This window comes from Polaribacter sp. 20A6 (assembly GCF_011378915.1).
Lineage (GTDB): Bacteria > Bacteroidota > Bacteroidia > Flavobacteriales > Flavobacteriaceae > Polaribacter > Polaribacter sejongensis.
This window is the reverse complement of record NZ_WTPZ01000002.1, coordinates 786,491-809,984: the sequence shown is the minus strand read 5'-3', so window position 1 is coordinate 809,984 and position 23,494 is coordinate 786,491. Positions and strand designations below refer to the sequence as shown.

The 23,494-nt window shown below is 31.9% G+C and carries 13 protein-coding genes and 1 pseudogene; 3 read left to right on the top strand and 11 right to left on the bottom strand.

Going from position 1 to position 23,494, the window contains the following annotated elements; translation table 11 throughout:
- Positions 1-24: 24 nt before the first annotated feature.
- Entirely contained in the window at positions 25-279 is a 255-nt protein-coding gene (locus tag GQS57_RS07270) for a hypothetical protein (RefSeq protein WP_165731900.1), read from the top strand.
- On the opposite strand, the gene GQS57_RS07265 is transcribed toward GQS57_RS07270, so the two are convergent.
- Complete coding sequence (locus GQS57_RS07265) at positions 230-697, bottom strand: GNAT family N-acetyltransferase (protein ID WP_205860228.1); 468 nt, start codon at positions 695-697, stop codon at positions 230-232. The two genes, GQS57_RS07270 and GQS57_RS07265, sit on opposite strands and share 50 nt — an antisense overlap.
- On the bottom strand, positions 684-2,171 hold the full coding sequence (gene nhaC / locus GQS57_RS07260; protein WP_165731899.1) for a Na+/H+ antiporter NhaC: 1,488 nt from the start codon (positions 2,169-2,171) through the stop codon (positions 684-686). The genes GQS57_RS07265 and nhaC overlap by 14 nt, the downstream gene beginning before the upstream one ends.
- Positions 2,172-2,409: 238 nt before the next feature.
- On the opposite strand from nhaC, the pseudogene GQS57_RS07255 reads away from it, so the two are divergent.
- Positions 2,410-2,559, top strand: a pseudogene (locus tag GQS57_RS07255) (Lrp/AsnC ligand binding domain-containing protein); the annotation flags it as partial.
- A gap of 77 nt (positions 2,560-2,636) precedes the next feature.
- Here GQS57_RS07255 and GQS57_RS07250 read toward each other — a convergent pair.
- From GQS57_RS07250 to GQS57_RS07210, 9 genes are all read right to left on the bottom strand, one after another.
- A complete protein-coding gene (locus tag GQS57_RS07250; RefSeq protein ID WP_165731898.1) occupies positions 2,637-4,595 on the bottom strand; it encodes a DUF3857 and transglutaminase domain-containing protein in 1,959 nt (652 codons plus the stop codon).
- Between the two features lie 5 nt (positions 4,596-4,600).
- Entirely contained in the window at positions 4,601-6,514 is a 1,914-nt protein-coding gene (locus GQS57_RS07245) for a DUF3857 domain-containing protein (RefSeq protein ID WP_165731897.1), read from the bottom strand.
- Positions 6,515-6,615: 101 nt separating this feature from the next.
- Positions 6,616-7,257 carry a YceI family protein gene (locus tag GQS57_RS07240; protein ID WP_165731896.1) on the bottom strand — a complete coding sequence of 214 codons (642 nt, stop codon included), beginning with the start codon at positions 7,255-7,257 and terminating at the stop codon, positions 6,616-6,618.
- Between the two features lie 122 nt (positions 7,258-7,379).
- Positions 7,380-7,832 carry a D-aminoacyl-tRNA deacylase gene (gene dtd / locus GQS57_RS07235; RefSeq protein WP_165731895.1) on the bottom strand — a complete coding sequence of 151 codons (453 nt, stop codon included), beginning with the start codon at positions 7,830-7,832 and terminating at the stop codon, positions 7,380-7,382.
- 6 nt (positions 7,833-7,838) lie between these two features.
- Positions 7,839-8,807 carry a ribosome small subunit-dependent GTPase A gene (rsgA, locus tag GQS57_RS07230; protein WP_165731894.1) on the bottom strand — a complete coding sequence of 323 codons (969 nt, stop codon included), beginning with the start codon at positions 8,805-8,807 and terminating at the stop codon, positions 7,839-7,841.
- A 1,211-nt stretch (positions 8,808-10,018) separates the two neighbouring features.
- A complete protein-coding gene (locus GQS57_RS07225) occupies positions 10,019-11,101 on the bottom strand; it encodes a bifunctional 3-deoxy-7-phosphoheptulonate synthase/chorismate mutase type II (protein WP_165731893.1) in 1,083 nt (360 codons plus the stop codon).
- A gap of 21 nt (positions 11,102-11,122) precedes the next feature.
- On the bottom strand, positions 11,123-11,974 hold the full coding sequence (locus GQS57_RS07220; RefSeq protein ID WP_165731892.1) for a prephenate dehydrogenase: 852 nt from the start codon (positions 11,972-11,974) through the stop codon (positions 11,123-11,125).
- A 114-nt stretch (positions 11,975-12,088) separates the two neighbouring features.
- Positions 12,089-13,231 carry a pyridoxal phosphate-dependent aminotransferase gene (locus tag GQS57_RS07215; RefSeq protein WP_165731891.1) on the bottom strand — a complete coding sequence of 381 codons (1,143 nt, stop codon included), beginning with the start codon at positions 13,229-13,231 and terminating at the stop codon, positions 12,089-12,091.
- A 10-nt stretch (positions 13,232-13,241) separates the two neighbouring features.
- Complete coding sequence (locus GQS57_RS07210) at positions 13,242-14,066, bottom strand: prephenate dehydratase (RefSeq protein ID WP_165731890.1); 825 nt, start codon at positions 14,064-14,066, stop codon at positions 13,242-13,244.
- An 808-nt stretch (positions 14,067-14,874) separates the two neighbouring features.
- Between GQS57_RS07210 and GQS57_RS07205 the strand changes: the two genes are divergently transcribed.
- Positions 14,875-23,379: a T9SS type A sorting domain-containing protein gene (locus GQS57_RS07205; RefSeq protein ID WP_165731889.1), complete on the top strand. Its 8,505-nt coding sequence runs from the start codon at positions 14,875-14,877 to the stop codon at positions 23,377-23,379.
- The last annotated feature ends 115 nt before the right edge of the window (positions 23,380-23,494 follow it).

Here is a 23,494-nt window from a genome sequence, read left to right as displayed (position 1 = left end):
TTCTCTTATGATACCATCAAAAAAATGATAAAACAACTTAAAGATAACTGGAAACTCTTTTTACTTGCTAGTTTAACATTAGGTCTTGCTCCATTTAATCCACCACATATTTTAGGCAAAATTCAATGGATTTTAGGTGGAAGTGCTTTTTCTGGAGAACAAGCAATGCAAGCTAAAGACTGGTTTGATGTTTTGCTACACGGAAGTCCGTGGTTGCTTTTAATAATTTCTATTGTTTTAAATCTTTTTGCATTAAAGACAAAAAACGACCTAAAATAGCACTACCTATTTGTTCTTTCACTAGAAACCCTTGCGATTTATAAAAAGGAATTGCGTTCGGGTCTGCCACTAATTCTATCTTGTTTGCATTAGAAATTATTACTTTGTTTAAAGCATGCGCTAATAATTCTTTCCCGATTCCTTTACCTATAAAAAGAGGTAAAACAAATAACATTTCTAATTTTACCAGTTCTTCATTTGGAGTATTTAAAACATAAAAACCAACAACTTCGTCATTAATCATATACTTATACACTTGGCAAGTTTGTATCGTTCTAGAGGTTACCGTAAGATCTGCTCGCCAACCTTCTATCAACTCATTAGAATAGCCCCAAAAAGCTTTCGATTTTAAAGCAATTTCAGTAAGTATTTTTGCATCAGAAATAGTTGCAACAACTATTGTATTATTTTTTAACAAGTTGTTTAATTTTAATATTGAAAGCAGCAAAAATTAAGGTCATAATAGGACTTAACCAGTTAAAGATTGCAAAGAAAAAATACTCTGACACAGAAACTCCTAAAACTCCAGATTGATAAGCACCACAGGTATTCCAAGGAATTAATACAGAAGTTACCGTACCAGAATCTTCTAAAGTTCTACTTAAGTTTTCTGGTGCTAAACCTTTGTCTTCGTAAGCTTTTTTAAACATTTTACCCGGAACTACAATTGCTAAATATTGATCTGAAGCTGTTATATTTAAAGCCAAACAACTTGCAACCGTACTTGCAAAAAGACCAAAAACAGAACTTGCCAAACTTAATAATGCTTTACTAATTCTAGCCAGTGCACCGATAGCATCCATAACCCCACCAAAAACCATTGCACAAATGATCAACCAAATCGTACCTAACATACCATTCATTCCTCCAGCTGAAAATAAATCATTCAATTCTTTACTGGTAGTTTCTACTGCAGTATCTACAGTTATTGCATTCATAACTCCTTTATAAGCCGAATTAAAAGTTAAAGATTCTGCACCAGCTACGTTCATTACTATATGTGGCTGTGCAATTACAGCAACAATACCTGCTAATAAAGTACCCGCTAATAATGCTATTAAAGGCTCTGTTTTTTTTATAATTAGAACAATTACAGTAACAGGAACTATAAATAACCAAGGAGAAATATTAAAAGCACCATCGATAGCCGCTAATTTATCTGAGATATCTGGTGTACCTGTAGTTTCTATAGAAAAACCAATAATTATAAAAACTAATAATGTAATTAAAATCGTTGGTACTGTTGTTAACGACATATATTTTATATGTGTAAACAAATCTCCTCCTGCCATTGTTGGCGCAAGATTTGTTGTGTCTGATAATGGAGACATTTTATCTCCAAAATAAGCACCAGATAAAACCGCACCTGCCGTCATACCTGCAGAAATACCTAAAGTATTACCAATACCTACTAAAGCAATACCTACTGTTGCAGAGGTTGTCCAAGAACTACCTGTTGCTACAGAAATAATTGCACAAATAACGACTGAAGCCGCCAAAAATATTGTTGGATTTAAAATTTGTAATCCATAATAAATCATTGAAGGGATAATACCACTTATTAACCAGGTTCCTGCAAGTGCACCAACCATTAATAAAATTAATATAGCACCAGAAGTAGATTTTAAATTTTCTGAAACTTCGTCTATCATTTGTTTATAAGAAACCTTATTCTTAAAACCAACAAGTGCCGCAACAGCTGCTCCCATTATTAAAAGAAATTGATTACTACCACTTAAAGCATCGTCTCCATATACAAAAAACACGTTGTAAAACAACATACCAACCAGGGCAAAAACAGGTAGCAAAGCTTCCCAAATATTAAGTTCTTTATTTTCAATAATTTTTTGATCTTCAATATTTATTTCTGAAAGATTTTTATCCTCTGGCATACTTCACATTTTAGTTCTGTAATGTTACGATTTTACTAGAAGTTACACAAATTGTCTTTTAAATTTGAACTATTAAATTTATCAATGGTAAAAAAAGTCCTACATAAAACATCAAAAAATTTAAACACCTATTTAAAATCTAAAACTGATAATAGTTATTTAATTTGTTACAGCCGTTTATGAGCGTGAAGTTTTAAAGTTAGATGAAGTATCTGAATGTTTTCATGTAACTGGATATTATGATTATATTCTAAAAATCTACATAAAAGACATGGATGAATACCGACATTTTATGGTTACAAAATTAACTGCAATAAAATATATTGGCAGCACACACAGCATATTTACTATTGAACAAATAAAAAACACTACTGCTGTAAATTTGTAACCTATTTTATGTTAGGTTTCCTATTTTAAAAAACTAATAATAAAAAAAAACCAAAACTTGCGTTCTGGGTTTTCTAATTAAATTTTTACTAAAACAATTTTCTCTGATTGTTTTTCTACTAATTGGCTATAAAAATCTTTTAATGCCGCATAATATTGAGGAGCAATAATAGCATTGTTAAATTGTAAAATTGACAATGTTCTAATCTTATTTCCTTGATGTGATACTTGAAACTTAAATACCCCCAAACTATCTGGAAATCCAATAGCCAATGGTTCTGGTAGCTTTTCTACTTTATACCCTTCTGGTATCTGTATAGAAACGGTGTTACTTTCTTTCCATGGAGTTGCAAAATCTACAGGAAACTTTCTATCTTCTAATTTAAATGGATTTTTATGCTCAGACAAAAATAGTAATGGCTCAATATATAATTTTCCATTAATATCTTCAACTAAATTTTCACTAGAAAACTTAACAGTTCTAATAACCTGTTTTTCTAAAGATTTTTTGTGTGAAATTTTATAATTTTCAATTTCGAAATTATTTTTTTCTTCTAGTTTTGTGATTAAATTTTCTTCTTTTATATGATTATTATTTTTCCTATAATTTAATGCGTTTAAATGATCGAATTTTGTTCGAACAAAACCTTCTACCATCATATCATCAGAAATTTTGATCATTATATTATTTTCTTCTAATGCATGTTTCGTTGAAGTTAATTTAACCCAAGAAGATTTTCCTTCTTTAGTTACTTTTCTTCCATTCCCATTTAAAGCTCTTGTGGGTAAAATGTTTGGCATACTAAATTCTTCTGAAGCATCCAATAAAACAAAGGTACCATCTTCAAATTCCACCATAGCTATTACATAATTAAAGCCTTCTAATGTTGGAAAAAGAGGAAAACCATTTGTTCTAGTACTTAACAAAACCGGGTTCGCGTCTAAACCTGAAGAACGTAACATTGCGGTTAGCATTAAATTAATATCTGCTACATTACCTACTCGTTCTTTATAAGCCTTTTTAACACCATTATCGGTATATTTACCATTAACCCCATTCCATTTTACTTGTTTTTTAACAAACTGAAAAATAGCTGTAATTTTTTCTGAAATTGTTTTAGAAGTTTCAAGTATTTTTTCTAAATCGTGTTTGTAATAACTACTTTTATTTAACTCCGTACCAAAGCTAGAAGATTTAAAAATTTGCTTGCTTACATCTTCCCATGTATTAGAATAGTTTGTTAAATCACCTTGAATGCTAACAAAATTTGTTTGAGTTAATTCAAATTTCATTCCACCTCTATAATTATAAATACTACTAATAAAAGGCTCATTATCCTTTAAAGCTGGAATATTATTTCCATTAAATGAAAAAACATCAATCCTAAAATCCAAAGTTCCTATGGCTCCACTTTTAGAACCTTTCTCCATTTGAACAAAATAAAAGCCTACAGATCTTTTATTAAAAATAAAATATTCTGGAATTTCTATTTTACATGATAACTTCTTAACAGGTATTCCGTATTGAAATTCTAAATCATCTATAGAATTTGCATATGGAGAAATTAGCTTATACTTAATTTCTAAAACAGCACCAATTTTAATATTTGGCATTGTAATTTTTTTAATACTATAAGACCTATTTTTCTTCTCCTCAAAAATACTATTTTTAGATAATTTTTCTTTAACTACTTTACCTTTAACTAAAGAATAGGTATATCCTTTAATTGATGCTACTTTTTGTGATTTTCCATAATCTGGCTTGTAATAAGCCACTGATTTTGTAGCTAAATCAAAACCTTCTTTAGTATAAATTTTAATTCGTTCATGAATTTCCGTTACAGACTGGAAGCCATCTCCCTGAACATAATCGTAATAAGTTCTTCTACTCTTATACAAATAAGCTGCATCTGCTGTAGAGTCTAATGGATAAAATTTCTCAACTAATTCTTCTTTAGAAACTTTACCAAACTTATAATCTTGTGCAAATAATGACAACTGACTTAATAATAGTAATACAATTGTAACCTTTTTCATTTCTTTTATTTTTGGTTGATGGCAATTCTTAAATTTTCATATTTAGCAATACTTTTTCTAAAACTTCTATAATCATTATAAGCTTCTTTAGGATAGACACCAGCCCTAATAACCATGGATTTATGATAGTTAAAAGTGGTATCATCTATCTTAGTAAAAGTAACTTTGTAGGTTCCAAATTGAGTAGAAAGGACTTTTTCTGATGGTAAAGTACTTAAGGCATATCCTTCTGGAAGTTTAAACTCATATGATGTATCGTCTTTATAACCTCTAGAAATTTTTAAAGGCAATTTTCTACTTCTATATCTTTTAGGTATAAATCCATTTTTATTAAAAACATTTACTCTAAATAAATATTCTTGTTCATTTACAGAAGCATAACTTTTAACAGTCATCTTTATATCTTCTTTAAAAACTACTTTTTCTTTATCATTTAGTAAGTTTACAGCCGTTATTTCTAAGTTGTTATTATAGTCCCAAACGTTAGATTTGTAATTCTTAATAAGTTCTTCTTCCGTAAATCTTTCATAATGCGATTTATCATCATATTGAATCCCGTTAGAAACTCTATTTAAACTAGCAGATAAACTCCCGTTTTTTTCTAACTGAATAGTAGCTTTTATTTCTTGAAGGTTTGTTTCGTCTTTATACGCTGGTGTTCGTTTAACAATACCCCCTTCCGGAGTCATTACCAATACATTTCTATCGTCTGTAAAATCTCCTAAAAACCCAAACGGAATTGTTTGACTTGTACATTCTAACCAAATATCATTTCCATTATTTGGTATGTTTAAAATAACATGATTTCCTTGCATTCCAAAAAAATCTTTATCTACATCTCGCTGTTCTGCTCCTGCCCAAATTACGGCATAATGAGATTTTACGCCAACAGCGTCTAATAGTGTTTTGGTGTAATTGGTTAATCCTTTACAATCTCCATAACCTACTTTATCAACTTCATTGGCAGGTATTGGCATCCAACCTCCTACTCCTTCTTGCACACTTATATAACGTGTTTTATTCTGCATAAAAGCATATACAATTTTGGCTTTTTCTATTGGGTCTGTTACACCTTGTACCAATATTCTAACCTTGGCTTTTATTGCCTCAGACAGTTCGTCTTTTCCATTTTTCAAATAGTCATAACGCCACTTACCAAACTCACTCCAATTAGTAGCTTCTCCTACTATTTTTTTCAATGCAAATTGATTTACACCAACCAATAAATAAGGCATAATATCTATAGATAAAGGCGCATTATTTTCATACTTCACCACCTTTTGATTCTTTATGGCGTAGTTTACATTAAACTCTGTAGAAGTATTTTCTATAGGATAAGAATGAAAATTTTTCTCTTTTTTTCTGATGGTAAAATGTTTCGGATTTAGAAGTTTATAGCTACTTTTTTCTATGGATAAAAAATAACTTTCTACGGGAAACCAACTAGGAATAAAACCTGTTGAAGATGTTTTATATTCAGATTCAAAAACGACCGTGTACGGATAAGAAACTGGCGTATGATCTACATATTTTACTCTAGAATCGGAATATAAAGTTCCTCCACTTACCGCACTTACGTCTAAAAAATCTCTTTCTTTATACTTTTTAATCTCACGACCAAAAGCATCATAAATAGTAGCGGAAAGTTCCGTTATTTTTGTATCGTCATCATAATGAGCAGACATACTAACATAGTTGTCTCCTAATTTATTTAAAACTGTAATTACTTCTTTTTTTAACACCGTCATTGCATCTACATCTTCAATAGTAATTTCTATAGAATTATCTCTAACAACGGCATTTGCATCTTCTTTTAAAGCACTGGGAATTAATAAGGAAGCGTAATTTTCTTTTTGACTAAAAGTAGCGTTTATTGAAAACAAGGAAATAAACAGACTCAGGGAAATAAACTTTTTCATACAATTATAGGGATAGCAGTCCAAAGTTAAAAAAAAGAAAAAGAAAAAAGGCTAAAAACATATGTTTTTAGCCTCTAAAATTGAATTTGAATTAATCTAATTTACGCTTTCGTTTTTACAACAAAAGAGAAAGTCATAATATCATCTATAAATTTATCTTGTAAATCATCAAAGAAAGATTTTGAACCATATTTTACGTTAAAATCTGCTCTATCTACATTAAAAGTTTCACTTGTAAATACTGTTACTCCGTTTTCAGTAGAAATTGTTGCTGGTATTGTAATACTTTTAGTTACATCTTTAATTTGTAAATTTCCAGTAACAGCTAATTTCCCTTCAACTTCATTTACGCTTGTAATTACAAAACTAGATGTTGGGTATGTAGCTACATCAAAAAAGTCTGCACTAGTTAAATGTCCTACTAATTTAGCGTTTCCTTCTTTATCTGCAGGAATATCTAAATTTACAATTTTAGTCATGTCTATTACAAACTCACCATTAGTAAGTTTACCTTCTTCTACTAATAAACCTCCACTTTTTAAAGCTACAGTTCCGTTATGTGCTCCTCCTGGTTTTGATCCTGCCCAATTTAAAACAGATACAGAAGTATCAACATTATTTAGTTCAGCTACATTAACTTCTACTTTTACAGCTTCTTTAACTTCTACTTTTTCTTTTTTCTCATTCTTACATGCAGTTAAAACTGATGCTACTACTACTAATGATAAAATTATTTTTTTCATATTTATTTTATTTGGTTAAAAATTCATTTTATTTCCCATGGCAAATATATGCTATTTATTTTCCACGGAAAGTACTATTTATTTTTTTTGATAAAATTAACAATATTAATCCTTTAAGATATTTATTCTTTTGCTTTAGAATCTATAATAATGGTAACCGGACCATCATTTACCAAAGCTACTTTCATATCTGCACCAAACTGACCTGTTTGTACTTTTTTACCAATTTCTTTTTCTAAACTTTCTACAAAAGTCTCATACAACGGAATTGCTACTTCTGGTCTTGCTGCTTTTATATAACTAGGTCTGTTTCCTTTTTTGGTTGATGCTTGTAATGTAAACTGACTTACAACAATTACGTCGCCTTCAATATCTATAAGTGATTTATTCATCACTTCATTTTCATCATTAAAAACACGAAGATTGGCTGTTTTCCGAACCAAGAAATTAATATCTTCTTGTGTATCATCATCAACAATACCTAACAAAACTAAAAGTCCGGTTTTTATATCTGCAACTTTATTACCATCAATGGTTACACTAGCTTCTGATACTCTTTGAATTACTATTTTCATAATGGTTTACTCTTCATTATCTTCTTCGTTCCAAACATCTGTTCTAAAATGTTCTTTTTCTTCATCTCCGCTTAAAATTTGAAGGTAACTTTTATAACGAGACCAAGAAACTCTTTCTTCTTCTAAGGCTTCTTTAACAGCACATTGTGGTTCTTTGGTATGAATACAATTATTGAATTTACAATCTTGTTTTAAAGCAAAAAACTCAGGAAAATAATCTCCTAATTCGTATTTATCAATATCTACAACACCAAAACCTTTAATACCTGGTGTGTCTATTATTCTTGCATCGAAACCTAAATCGAACATTTCTGCAAAAGTAGTTGTATGTTTTCCTTGATTATGTTGATCAGAAATTTCTTTGGTTTTTAAGTTTAAAGAAGGTTCAATAGCATTTACCAAAGTAGATTTACCAACACCAGAATGCCCAACAAACATAGATGTTTTACCAGTCATTATTTCTTTAATGGTATCTACATTTTTATTTTGGGTTGATGAAACCTCTACACATCGATAACCAATAGCTTCGTAGATATCTTTTAAATACAGAATTTCCGCTCGTTCCTCTAGTTGATAAGAGTCTATTTTATTAAAAACCAAAATAGTATCTATTCTATAGGCTCTTGTTGCAACTAAAAAACGATCTATAAAAGTGGCAAATGTTGGCGGATTATTAATGGTTATCAGTAAAAAAACCTGATCTATATTTGAGGCAATAATATGTATTTGCTTAGATAGGTTTACAGATTTTCTAACAATAAAATTGTCTCTGTCTAATATCTTTTTAATAACACCAGTTTCCTCATCATTCTTTTTCTCTAAATCGAACACAACTTTATCGCCAACCGCAATTGGGTTGGTACTTTTGATGTCTTTTATTCTGAACTTTCCTTTAATTCTACATTTGTAAAATTCTCCGTTTTCAGCTTTAACCTGATACCAACTTCCGGTAGATTTATATACGATTCCTTTCATTACTACAAAGATGCTGAATTAATATTGATTTATGAAAAAATGGATTGAAATTGATAGATGTTCATCAATTTTTAATAGTATCTATTTACTTATGTTGCATTTGTTCATTTTTGGATGATCACTGCTATGAGATTTCTCCTAACGTCGAAATGACAATTTTGTGTTTTTACATTCAGATTATCATTTCAAACGGAGAGAGAAATCACATAAGGATTGGGCTGCATTGTAGAATAACTGATATGGGATTTCTCCTAGCGTAGAAATGACAATTTTGTATTTTTACATTCAGTTTGTCATTTCGAACAGATAGAGAAATCTCATAAGGCTTGGTTTGTATTGTGGGAATCACTGTTATGAGATTTCTCCTAGCGTCGAAGTGACACATTTGTGTTTTCACCCTCAGTTTGTCATTTCGAACGGAGAGAGAAATCACATAAGGATTGGTTTGTATTGTGGAAATCACTGTTATGGAATTTCTCCTAACGTCGAAATGACAATTTCGTTTTTTTACACTCTGTTTGTCATTTCGAACGGAGAGAGAAATCACATAAGGATTGGTTTGTATTGTGGAAATCACTGTTATGGAATTTCTCCTAACGTCGAAATGACAATTTCGTTTTTTTACACTCTGTTTGTCATTTCGAACGGAGAGAGAAATCACATAAGGATTGGTTTGTATTCTGGAAATCACTACTATAAGATTTCTCCTAGCGTCGAAATGACAATTTTGTGTTTTTACTCCTTGTTTGTCATTTCGAACAGAGAGAGAAATCACATAAGGATTGGGCTGCATTGTGGAAATCACTGTTATGAGATTTCTCCTAGCGTAGAAATGACAATTTTGTGTTTTTACATTCAGTTTGTCATTTCGAACGGAGAGAGAAATCACATAAGGACTGGGCTGCATTGTAGAATAACTGTTATGGGATTTCTCCTAGCGTAGAAATGATACATTTGGGATGACAGGTTTAATTATAAAAAAGCACTTCCCTTTTTAAGCTTGCACTACGCGTTAAGGATTGAGCAATTGTTTGAGCTCTTTTTTGTTTTTTCAACAAAAAAATCGAGTGCCTTTCGACTACGCTTAAGATAAATTCCAGCCTGACCAAGCTTTTTTGCTTGGTAACCTGCCTGCGGTAGGCAGGCGCCAAAAAAAATACCTTCAAATTATAAAACTTGAAGGTATTTAAATAAATATGTATGCTTAAAAATTATCCGTTGATAATTTTTTCTTGGTGAACGATAGATTCTTGGTGAATTGCTTTAAACATTTTTAAAACAAATTCTTCACTTAAACCTTTGCTACTACCTTCCATAACCATGTTTCCTAAAATCTCGTTCCAACGACGTGATTGTAAAACGGCTACGTTTTGGTCTTTCTTTAATTGACCAATTTTATCGGCAACTTGCATTCTTTTACCTAATAAATCGATTAATTGATCGTCTACCACGTTAATTTGAGCTCTTAAATTTTCTAAAGGCTCTCTGTAACTAACTGCAGTTTCAGTTTCTTTCTTCACTTTTAAGTCTTGCATTATTTGCTTTAAAGCATCTGGCGTAACTTGTTGTGCAGCATCAGACCAAGCATTTTCTGGGTCGTAATGAGTTTCGATCATTAAACCATCGAAGTTTAAATCTAAAGCTGTTTGACAAACATCAAAAATCATATCTCTCTTCCCTGTAATGTGAGATGGATCGTTGATTAATGGTAAGTCTGGAAATTTATTTTGAAACTCGATAGCTAATTGCCATTCTGGAGTATTTCTATATTTAGATTTTTCGTATGTAGAAAATCCTCTATGAATTGCTCCTAAGTTTTTGATTCCTGCAGTATATAATCTTTCGATACCACCTAACCATAAAGCTAAATCTGGATTTACTGGATTTTTAACTAATACAATTTTATCTGTACCTGCTAAAGCATCTGCAATTTCTTGCATGATAAAAGGTGATACAGTAGAACGTGCACCAATCCATAATAAATCTACATCGTGCTCTAAAGCTAACTTTACATGCGCTGCGTTAGCAACTTCTGTACAGGTTTTCATACCTGTTTCTTCTTTTACTTTCTTTAACCAGTGTAAACCAATTTCACCAACACCTTCAAACATTCCTGGTCTTGTTCTTGGTTTCCATATTCCTGCTCTAAAATAGCTTACATCAGAATCTTTTAGTTCGTGTGCAATCTTTAAAACCTGTTCTTCGGTTTCTGCACTACAAGGCCCTGCTATTACTAGTGGATGATTTAATTTCATATCGTCCAACCATGTTCTCAATTCTTTTGTATTCTCCATTTTTCTACTTGTTTTGGCTTATTATTTTATGCCGTTTAAAATTTGTTTTATGTGATTTGTATTCTCCATTTCGTTAAAAATTTCTGAGAACCTATCTTTTTGCATCAACTCTTTAAAATGTTGTAAATTATTGATGTACTCTTCTAATGTTTCTATTACGTTTTCTTTGTTTTGTTCAAAAATTGGTGTCCACATTGCCGGCGAACTTTTTGCCAAACGAACTGTAGATCTAAATCCAGAACCTGCCATATCAAAAATATCGCGTTCATTTCTTTCTTTATCTATCACCGTTTTACCCAACATAAATGCACTAATGTGGGATAAGTGCGAAACATACGCAATATGCTTGTCATGCGATATCGGGTCCATGTAACGAATACGCATTCCAATGTCTGTAAAAAGCTTTAAAGCTTTCTCTTGAAGTTTAAAAGTTGTCTTTTCTACTTCGCAAATAATATTCGTTTTTCCAACGTATAAGCCAGAAATTGCTGCTGTTGGTCCAGAATTTTCTGTTCCTGCAATTGGATGTGCTGCTAAAAAATTTCTTCTTTTTGGATGATGTTCAACAACCTTACAAATTGCTTCTTTTGTAGATCCTGCATCTACAACTAAACCATCATCAGAAATTTTATCTAAAATAATTGGTAATAATTTTACGGTTGCATCTACCGGAATTGATATAATTACCAAGTCTGCTTTTTCTATATCTTCTAAAGTTGCTTTTTCTTGAATAACTCCTAATGCAAGCGCTTCATCTAAATGACTTTCATTGGCATCAATTCCGTGAATTATAACTTCTGGATTGTTCTTTTTAATATCGATAGCAAAACTACCGCCTATTAAACCAACACCAATCATGTATATATTTTTCATTTCTTATTTTCTCTTTAAGTGAGATTCCTCTTCGTTTCTAATTCGGAATAACACTCTTACTCTTTAACTGTTTTATATTTATCCTCAAAAACAACTGCTACTGTAAACTTATTTTTACAACCTGCTAATTGCTTCCTTAATTACATCTGTTGTTACACATAATGAAAACCTGATATATCCTTCTCCTTGAGAGCCAAAAATGGTTCCTGGAGTAATAAAAATATCGTTATCGTATAAAACTGCATCTGTAACTTCTTCAGATTTTTTTCCTTCTGGTATTTTTGCCCAAACAAATAAACCTGTTGAGTTTTTATTATAAACCGCGTCTAACTTATCTGCCAATTGCCAAATTAATTTTCTACGCTCTTCGTAAATTTTATTTTGTGCTAAAAACCAATCATCAGATAATTGTAATGCTTCTATTGCTCCTTTCTGAATTCCGTAAAACATACCAGAATCCATGTTAGATTTCACTTTTAAAACTTCGTCGATGTACGTTGCATTTCCTAACAACATACCAACGCGCCAACCTGCCATATTAAAAGTTTTACTTAAAGAATTTAATTCTAAAGCAATGTCTTTTGCGCCTTCTACCTGTAAAATACTGATAGGATTATCGTTTAAAATAAAACTATACGGATTGTCATTTATAATTAAAATATGATACTTTTTACCAAAAGCAACTAACTTTTCAAACGTTTCTAAGGTTGCATTTGTTCCTGTTGGCATATGCGGATAATTTACCCACATAATTTTTACATCTGTTAAATCTTGTGTTTCTAATGCTGTAAAATCTGGTTGCCAATTAGTAGCGTCACTTAAATTATAAAACAATGGTTCTGCCCCTACTAACTTTGTTACTGATGTATAGGTTGGATACCCAGGATTCGGAATTAATACTTTATCGCCTTCGTTTAAAAAAGCCATAGAAATATGCATAATTCCTTCTTTACTTCCCATTAATGGTAAAATCTCATTTTCTGGATTTGAAACTACAGAAAACTTGTTTTTATAAAAAGTAGCAATTGCATTTCTTAATTCTGGTAAGCCCTGATAAGATTGATATTTATGTGCACTTGCATCATTTAAACTTCCTTGTATTGCTTCTAAAACACTTGTTGGTGGTTTCAAATCTGGAGAACCAATTCCCATATTAATAATTGGTTTTCCTGCAGCTGCTAAACCTCTAACTTCTCTTAATTTCTTAGAAAAATAGTATTCTTGAACGGTATCTAATCTTTTGGCTGGTTTTATCATAATAACTATGTTATTTACTACCTGTTTTATAAGTTCCTAAAATTTTAAATTCTGCCGCCATTATTTCTATAATAGCTTGTGCTTTTTCGTAATCTTTATATGCTTCAAAAGTTACATCAACAAAAAAAGAATATTTCCATGGAGATTCTATAACTGGTAAAGATTGAATTTTTGTTAAGTTCATTTTACAATCACTTAACACATTTAAAATAGCAGCTAAACTTCCTCTTTTATGATCTAATTGAAACTTTAAAGAAGCTTTATTAACTTCTTCATTTCTTTTTGGCTTCTCTGTTTGTACTATTACAAATCTTGTAGCATTGTCTTTTATAGTTTGTATTTCATCTTCTATAACTTCTAAACCAAAAATTTCTGCTGCAATCTTTGGTGCAATTGCTGCAATACCTACTAAATTTTCTTTAGCTATTCTTTTTGCAACTTCTGCTGTATCTACATCTTCTACTAATTTAATATGCGGATATTTTTTAAAGAAATCTTTACATTGTAACAATGCCATCGGATGTGAACAAACTTCTTTAATATCTTCTATTCTTTGTCCTTTTAAACACATTAAATGATGATGAATATTTAAATATTCTTCTCCTATAATATGAAGGTTATTTCTATCAATTAAAGCATAATTAGGTATTATAGAACCTGCAATAGTGTTTTCTAAAGCCATTATTCCTAAATCGGAAGAATGGTCTAACAAACTATCTACCAAGACATCAAAAGACATGCATTCTTTTAATTCTATTGAGTTTCCATAAAAGTCTCTTGCAACTTTATGGTGGTTTGAGCCTTCTGCTCCTTGTATGGCTATAATCTTATTCATTAATAAAAAATAATATCAAAAAAAAAGCCTCGAATTAAATTCGAGACTTTATATATTTTATATGTTACTTAACAACATGATACAAAGTCTCTCCTCTTACTAAAAAAGTAAAAGTAAAAATAGAAACGAGTAAAATTATTATTCAACATTTGTATTCTCTTTGTTTATACTGACAAATCTAAAGATTAAATTGAAACAAACAAACTAAATAGCATTTTTTATAAAAAAAATGACATATCATTAAAAACTATATAAATTTTAAGGCTATTGTTATGAATTCTTTCAACTAAGAAGAGAATCTAAACAATATTCTAAATTTTAAACCATTTTTCTACTATTTATTTCGATTGAAGCTACTCTTTTTGGACAACAATAACTCCTACTTAGTACATTCATATACTCTTTAAAATCATTCTTCATTATTTACTGAACAATTTTTAGATACTTACTAATAAAACAGAATCGTTGTCTAGCTTATTTATTTCACTTTGTAACAACGATTATTATATGAATATCCAAAGTAGCTAAAGTCTTATTTGTAAACATATAATGATTCATCTCTCTTCGATATATATTAGGTTCATGTCATTGTAAAATATAAAAAACTAATTGTATCTGTTAACTATAAAAAGAGAGGATTAGTATTATACATTTTAAATAATTCTTTCCATTTATTTGTACATCTGTGAACTTAGTACTAGTTTTGCACTCCCCTTAACTGCGCCCCTAAGCAGATTTTATAGTATTCCCCCAACGTATTTTTAAGATTTTAATAACTCCCCCAAAGAACAATTAAATCAAAAACACCATGAAAAAAACTACTTTTCAGGTATGTGAATTTGGGGAAATTCAATACCAATTAAAGAACAGCTTAAAAAGCTTAACAGTACTAACGGTAATGTTATTTGCCACATCTTTTTCTATAAGTGCGCAAGGACCCGGTCAAGATATTAATGACCAGATTTCTTTATACAAGAAGTTTTCTGGAGCCAACCTTACCTACAAACAAATTGGTAATAGTGAAATTAATTACAACACAGATCCAACTGATACTTCTTGTTCTAAAGGCGATGGTACAGGTGCTGCTACGAGTGCCAATTTAATACTACCTGCAGATGCTGTAATAGAAGCTGTATACATACAGTGGTTTGCTCTTGTAAAGCATAGTAGAGATAAATTAACAAATTACGCTCCTTTATCTAGCTCAATACCTATTACTTTTCCTGACGGAACAACACAAACTATAAATAGCGACAAAAGCTATAGAGAAAGAATTACATCTAGCTCTACAAGTCTTCGCCCAATTTACGAAGGGCATTTAGCAGACATCACAAAAAAGGTAAAAGAAAAAGGATCAGGAACTTATAAGGCCGACATAATATTAAATAATGACTATCCTGCTTTATTAAAGGCATGTGCCTATTCTCAAGAAAACATAAGAGCTTGGCAAATGCTTGTGATCTATAAATCTCCGACAGACGAAAGTGGAATCAATCAAGTATATGTATACGACGGTTTAAAAAACTTTTTAAACCAGACTATAACAGTACCTGTTACAGATTACAAGGTTTATTCTGGTAATACCGCTGGTAGTATTTCTGTTGGCTCTTTACAAGGTGCCGCAAATTTAACAGGAGAATTTATAAATGTTTCAGATACTGATTTTTCTAACTTCCCTCCTGATTTTGCAAACTCTGGAGGTGTATCAAACCCTTCACCAGGTGATAACGGAACAAACGGAAGTGATTATGGTGGTTGGGATATTGATGTTGTAAATAGTAATTTTACTCCAAACACTACTAATTTAAATTTATTTGCAGGAAGTACTGGAGATCTTATTCTGTTAGATCTAATTGTATTAAAAATACCAACAGGAGGTTTAGTTGTAACTAAAAAAACAACCACACCTAATGTTAATATTGGTGAAAATGGTACCTACGAAATAACTTTAACAAATGCGACTAATGTAGATTTAAAAGGCATAAAAGCTAAAGACATTCTACCCACAGGTTTTACCTATGTATCTGGAGCCAATGTTGTGTTAAACAATGCTAGGCAAACTGCCACAACAAAACCACAAGTAGGAGATACTACACTTAATTGGGGTACTTTTGATATTGATGGTAAAGGAAGTGTGACCATTATCTTTGATATAGCAATACCTGAAAACCAAGATTTAGGAACCTATCAAAACGGAGTAACAGCTACTGTTACAAGTCCAAATGATACAGTCATTACAAATTATGATTCTGGAGACTCTACAAATGATGATATAACCGTAGGGAATCGTTGTGATGCAGCTTCTTCTGGTAACATAGATACAGACGGAGATGGTATTAGTGATATTTGTGATTTAGATGATGATAACGATGGTATTTTAGATGTTGATGAAGATACTTGTGATATCTATGGTACTCCTTTACTTAATGAAGATTTTGGAATAGGAAACAATACAAGTACTCCTTTATCTGGAGGAGCAACCACAAAATACATTTATTTACAGTTAAGGAAACCACTTACTAATGATTTACAAGATGACCTTTACGCAGTATTTAATAACATCCCTAACTCTGCTAGTTGGGCAAATGATAAATGGCAAACTGTAGGAGATCACACAAGTGGTAGCTTAACCCCTACAAACGACAATATGTTAATGGTAAATGCAGGTAAAACACTTGACGTTATTTATCAGAAAACAATATCAGGTATTACAGCTGGTGCACTTTTAGATGTATCTTTTTGGGTCTTAAATTTAGATGTTGATAATGACATTAATAATGATCCCCTTAGAGTTTTACCAAACATACAAATAGAACTTTGGCAAAACGGAAAACTTTTAGGTGCCCCAGTAAACACAGGAAACATTGTTAGAGAAAAAGCAGGTAGTAAAGATGCATGGAAGTATTATGGTACAAAAGCACCTTTAACTACATTAAATAACAGCAACATTACCGTTGTTATTAGAAACAATACCAAAGCAGAATACGGAAACGATTTAGCTATTGATGATATTCTAGTAAGACAATTATGTAATACAGATTCAGATGGAGATGGTATCCCTAATCGTTTAGATTTAGACTCAGACAACGATGGTATTCCAGATGTTATAGAAGCGGGTGGTAAAGACGAAAACAATGATGGAATGGCAGATGGAGTTGTTGGTACAGCACCATCAACTAACGGAATTCCACAAAGTGCAGATACAGGTAATACACCAACATCTACAGACGGAGATGGTATACCAGATTATCTAGATATAGATGCAGACAATGATGGTATTCCAGATAATATAGAAGTGCAAACTACGGCTGACTATATTGCTCCAAGCGGTATTGGTACTGGTATTACAGACACCAATAATAACGGTATAGATGATGTTTACGAAGTAGGTGGAAAAGTATTTATACCCGTAGATACCGATGGTGATAAAATACCAGATTACTTAGATGAAGATTCAGACAATGATGGTATTCTTGATATTGCAGAAAATGGAGACCCACAAAACACACTTGCAGGAAAAGATACAGACGGGGATGGTTTAGATGATGCTTTTGATGATAATACAGACAACCCTACTATTGGTTTTACTGTAAATGATGGTTTAGCACCTAATAGAAAAGTAACAAACCTATCAACTTTAGAAGAATCTTTTGGTGATGAAGACAATGACTTCAACCCTAATAACCCAAATATAGGTAATCTAGATTATAGAGATATTAAGGATAATGACAATGATGGTATTGCAGACAGCATCGATTTAGATGACGATAACGACGGTATACCAGATACTATTGAAAATGGAGGAAACTTAGCCGAAGGCGATGAAGATGGAGATGGTATTCCTAACTATTTAGACAACCATGATGATGGTAACGGTGGAGATGGAAGTACAACAGATTACTCAGATTCTAATAATGACGGTATACCAGACGTATATGATAACGACGGAGATGGTATTCCTAATCATTTCGATTTAGACTCAGACAACGATGGTATTCCAGATATCGTAGAAGCGGGTGGTATTGACACAGATGGAAACGGAAAAGTAGATGATATTAATACCGATGGTACACTTAAAAACGATATAGATAAAGATGGTTTAGATGATCGTTATGACGCTAATGTTACAGGTGGAACAAATGGAAATAATATTACAAACCCAGATTCAGACGGAGATGGCATTCCAGATACACAAGATTTAGACTCAGACAACGATGGTATTCCAGATATTGTAGAAGCTGGTGGTACTGACATCAATGGAGACGGTAAAGTAGATAATCTTAATGCTGATGGTACGCTAAAAAATGATGTAGACCAAGACGGTTTTGATGATCTAGTTGATGGTGATGTTGGCCAACTGGGTACACCTAACAACAAAGACAATGCACTAGTTATTACCGGAAGTGACACTAACAATGATGGAAAACCAGATTCTTACACAACTGGAGATTCAGACGGAGATGGTATCCCTAATCACATAGATTTAGATTCAGACAACGATGGTATTACAGATATCACAGAAGCTGGTGGTATTGATGCAAACGGAGATGGAAAAATAGACAACATTAGAACTAATGGCATGTTAACAAATGACGTTGATAATGATGGTTTTGATGATGCTGTAGACGGAAGCGTTAATGGAAGCAACAACCCAAATAAAGCTTTAATAGTTACCGGAGCAGATAGAGATAATGATGGTAAACCAAACTCTTATCCTAACGGGGATACAGACAAAGACGGTGTATTAGATTTTCTAGATTTAGACTCAGACAACGATGGTATTGCAGATATTGTAGAAGCGGGTGGTATTGATGCTGACGGAAACGGAAAAGTAGACGATATTAACGGTAACGGTACACTTAAAAATGATACAGATAACGATGGCTTAGATGATCGTTACGACTCTAATGTAACAGGTGGATCTAACGGAAATAACATTACAAACCCAGATACAGATGGAGATGGTATTCCAGATGTAAAAGATCTAGACTCAGATAATGATGGTATTCCAGATGTTGTAGAAGCTGGCGGTACAGATGCTAATGGAGATGGTATTGCAGACAACTTTAACGATACAGATAATGATGGCTTTAATGATTATGTAGATGGTGATGTAAATGGTAATATCAACAGTAATAAAGCTTTAATACTTACAGGAAGCACAGATGCAAATAACGATGGTAAGCCAGACTCTTATGACACTAGTGATACAGATAACGATGGTATTCCTAACTACTTAGATTTAGATTCAGACAATGACGGAATTTCAGATTTAGTAGAAGCAGGCGGAATAGATACTGATGGTAATGGATTAGTAGATACTATTAACTCTGATGGTTCTTTAAGAAATGACGTTGATAACGATGGTTTTGATGATGCTGTAGATGGTAATGTTAACGGAACTAATAATGTTGCAAAAGCATTAATAGTTACCGGAGCAGATTCAAATAACGATGGTAAACCTAATAGTTACCCTAACGGAGATAGAGACCAAGATGGTATATTAGACATGTTAGACTTAGATGCCGATAATGATGGAATTCCAGATTTAATAGAAGCTGGAGGAGTAGATGAAGATGGAAACGGTTTAGTAGATAACATCAACAGTAATGGAACATTAATTAACGATACTGATAACGATGGTTTTGATGATACTGTAGATGGTAATGTTGGTACTATTAATAATAGCAACAATGCCTTAGTAGTTACAGGAGCAGATAATAATAACGATGGTAAACCAGACTCTTATATTACAGGAGATTCTGATAAGGATGGTATCCCTAATCATTTAGACCTAGATTCAGACAACGATGGTATTGTAGATATTATTGAAGCTGGTGGTACAGATTCTAACAGAGATGGTAAAGTAGATAACATTAACAACAACAACGGTAAATTAACAACTGATACTAATAACGATGGTTTTGATGATAATGTTCAAAACGATCCATTAATAATTACCGGACCAGATACAGATGCTACAAATACAACAGCAGATGGGAAACCAAACTCTTATCTAAAAGGAGATACAGATACAGATGGGAAACCAAACTTTATAGATATTGATGCTGATGACGATGGTATTCCTGATAATATTGAAGGACAATCGACAAGTGGTTATAAAAAACCTTCTGGAGTTGGAAACAACATTGCAGACAGTAACAATAATGGTGTAGATGATACTTATGAAACTATTGGCGGATATGCAGGTTTTGGCATCATTCCAGAAAATACGGATGGAACGGATACTCCAGATTACTTAGATGCAGATTCAGATAATGATGGTGTACTTGATATTGCTGAAAATGGAGATTTACAAAATGAACTAGCAACAGATGCAAGTGGTAAATTAATCGATACAGATGGTGATGGTTTAAATGATGCATTTGATGATAACCTAGACATTCTAAATAACGGATTTACCGTAAATGATGGAGGGATAGCTCCTAATAACATAGTAACAACATTAGCTATTTTAGAAAACGCTTTTGGAGATACAGATGGTAATTTCGATCCAAACAACCCAACTACTGGTAACCTAGATTATAGAGATATACCAGAAGCTGCAGACGTTATGATAACGCAAGTATATCAATTTGGTGCAGAAAGATGGATAGAAATAACCAATATAGGTTTAGAAGATATTCCTGCGAATACAATTAAAATTCAGTTATATCAAAATAAAACAATTGCTCAGGTTGATGCACTAGCAATAGCAACACCAACTGAAGAAGTTGTGGTAGATTCTGAGTTAAAAGTAGGTAAATCTATCTTGTTTAAAAACAAAACAACATCAGGCATAACAAATTTAGGAGATGCAACTATTATAAAAAACAGCGCATTAACTGCAATTGTTGGAGGGGACGACATTATAACACTTTCATCTGCTACAGGAAATTATGCATGGGCAAATAAGTATGATATAATTTCTGATATTACCAACAAAACTTCATTTGTTAGAATAGATGAAGTAACAGCACCTAATAAAAATTATGATTCTAGTGAATGGGTCGTATTTATAGATGACGCAATAGAGACGTATCAATCGGGATATCTAACAGCAGATAGTAATACCAAAAGACACTCTCAAGATCCATTAATCTCAGAAATAGAAAGTTCTAATACAGAAGCTAATACATTGTTAGGTTTACATAGAATTAAAGAAACTACTAGAAATACAGATGGTACTTGGGATAACGGTTACCCAGACAGATCTCGTTATGTTATAATTGATGAAAACTACACACATACAGAGACTAAATTAAGTGCTAGAAAATTAAAGGTAGACACAAATAATAAGTTAATAGTAACAGATCAATTATTAGTTGTTACAGATGGTATAGAATTAGACGGTGAAATTCGTTTATCAGGTTCTTTAGCGCAATTAGTACAGACACATGAAAGTGAAAGTTCTGTTGTAGGAAATGGGCAATTATTTGTCGATCAAAACTCAGAAGTACCAAGTATATATCGTTATAATTACATGAGTTCTCCGGTTACATCTTTAAACGCAGACACATACACGTTAGAAACAGTTCTTAGAGATGGTACCGATTTAAACAATCCTAAAGCAATTAATTTTGTTTCTGGTTACGACGGAGCATTTACAGGAACAGGTATTTCTTTAGCTGATTATTGGGTGTACACATACGCACCTGCAAGCAACGGAAGAGCAAATTGGGCACATAAATATAAAAACGGAACCATAAAAAAAGGTGAAGGATATACATTTAAAGGACCTGGAAGAAACCAAAACTATACGTTTGTTGGTACACCAAATGATGGAGAGTTTAATACCACACAAATAAATGCAGGTGAATCTTATTTAATAGGTAATCCTTTCCCTTCTGCTTTAAATGCTAGAAAATTTTTAACTGATAACAGCGAAACAATTTCTACACTTTATTTTTGGCAACATGTAGCCGAAACAGAAGCATCAGGAACTGCTGGTCATAATTTTGGTGGATATATTGGTGGATATGCTGCACAAAATATAAGTATGGCAACTAAGGTAAAAACAGGCGAAACAAGCCCTGTAAACTACATCCTTGAAGCCGAAGGTGCAACCGAAACAACAGGTTTGATATCAGATATTCTTAATCTTATAAGCTCTGTAGTTAATTTAAATAGTAGAGATTATATTAAATTCTCTAATATTCCTAGAGGAGTAGAAACTTTAAAAATAAATTATGCATCTCTTTTAACTAAGAGTTTTAATATAAAAATTGATAACATAGATAAAGGAAATTTCACTTTCCCATCTACCGGTCTATTTTATAATGATATAACATTTAATATATGTATACCTGCTGGTAGCGATATTACTTTTACAGCAACCAACGATTCAGGTGTTTTATATATGAATAATTTAACATTTATAGATGATGACGGTCTTATTTCTTGTAGTCCTGACTCTGGTGGTAGTGAATATGAAAATTTATACAAAACTCCAGAGCCTTATATTGCAATCGGTCAAGGATTCTTTGTAGAAGGTATTGGTACCGGACAAATTAAATTTAATAATAGTCAAAGAGAATATAAAACAGAAGGAGATGGTACATCTATATTCTTAAAGACTAATAAGAAAACGGCTGTAAAAACAGCAACTAATAACTTACCAATCTTAAAGCTAGGAATGAACTACTCTAATGATGAAGGAAGTAATTTACATCGTCAAATTGGAGTTTCTTTTAATCAAGCAAATTCTTTTGGCTATGAAAAAGGGTATGATTCTGAAATGTATGATGTGAATCCTACAGATTTTTATTGGAAATTCCCTAATGATGCAAATAGTTATGTAATTTCTGGAGTACAAGAAATCTCTGATGCACTAGAAGTGCCACTAGAAGTTATTGTAAGTGAAAACAGTATTATTACAATTGGTATTGATGAAATAAATAACATCAATAAAAATGTATACATCAAAGACAAATTAACAGGTCAAACTCAGAAAATAAATGATGTTAGTGCTGCATATCAATTAGAAGCAGGTACATACACAGAAAGGTTTGTTTTAGCTTTTGAGGCTGCAGAAGACACTGTACTTGGTGTAGAGGAAGATATATTTACTGGAAAAACAAGTGTTTACGCAGATAACGACAATAACAATATTGTAATTTCTAAAAATCAAGAAGTGAACATTCAAAAAGTAGAGTTATTTGATATTCTTGGTAAAAAAGTAAGTACTTGGAATATTAACGAACAAAAACCTACCTACCAACTAGACATCAAAAAACAAATAATAACAGGTGTTTATATTGTAAAAATGAATACAGATAAAGGTATTATGAGTAAGAAAGTAGTTATAGAATAACAAATAATCTACACCTCTACTTATTTAAATAGAGGTGTAGATTTTATAAAAGCTATATAGGAAAGGTTGTTTAGAGTTTTTTAAGAAAAGTTTTAACGCTAAATGTAATTATCAA

Excerpts from the sequence above, each read along its gene's own strand:
- GQS57_RS07270 (WP_165731900.1), top strand. The coding sequence starts at position 25 with ATGATAAAACAACTTAAAGATAACTGGAAACTCTTTTTACTTGCTAGT.
- nhaC (WP_165731899.1), bottom strand. The coding sequence starts at position 2,171 with ATGCCAGAGGATAAAAATCTTTCAGAAATAAATATTGAAGATCAAAAA.
- GQS57_RS07250 (WP_165731898.1), bottom strand. The coding sequence starts at position 4,595 with ATGAAAAAGGTTACAATTGTATTACTATTATTAAGTCAGTTGTCATTA.
- GQS57_RS07245 (WP_165731897.1), bottom strand. The coding sequence starts at position 6,514 with ATGAAAAAGTTTATTTCCCTGAGTCTGTTTATTTCCTTGTTTTCAATA.
- GQS57_RS07240 (WP_165731896.1), bottom strand. The coding sequence starts at position 7,257 with ATGAAAAAAATAATTTTATCATTAGTAGTAGTAGCATCAGTTTTAACT.
- dtd (WP_165731895.1), bottom strand. The coding sequence starts at position 7,832 with ATGAAAATAGTAATTCAAAGAGTATCAGAAGCTAGTGTAACCATTGAT.
- rsgA (WP_165731894.1), bottom strand. The coding sequence starts at position 8,807 with ATGAAAGGAATCGTATATAAATCTACCGGAAGTTGGTATCAGGTTAAA.
- GQS57_RS07225 (WP_165731893.1), bottom strand. The coding sequence starts at position 11,101 with ATGGAGAATACAAAAGAATTGAGAACATGGTTGGACGATATGAAATTA.
- GQS57_RS07220 (WP_165731892.1), bottom strand. The coding sequence starts at position 11,974 with ATGAAAAATATATACATGATTGGTGTTGGTTTAATAGGCGGTAGTTTT.
- GQS57_RS07215 (WP_165731891.1), bottom strand. The coding sequence starts at position 13,231 with ATGATAAAACCAGCCAAAAGATTAGATACCGTTCAAGAATACTATTTT.
- GQS57_RS07210 (WP_165731890.1), bottom strand. The coding sequence starts at position 14,066 with ATGAATAAGATTATAGCCATACAAGGAGCAGAAGGCTCAAACCACCAT.
- GQS57_RS07205 (WP_165731889.1), top strand. The coding sequence starts at position 14,875 with ATGAAAAAAACTACTTTTCAGGTATGTGAATTTGGGGAAATTCAATAC.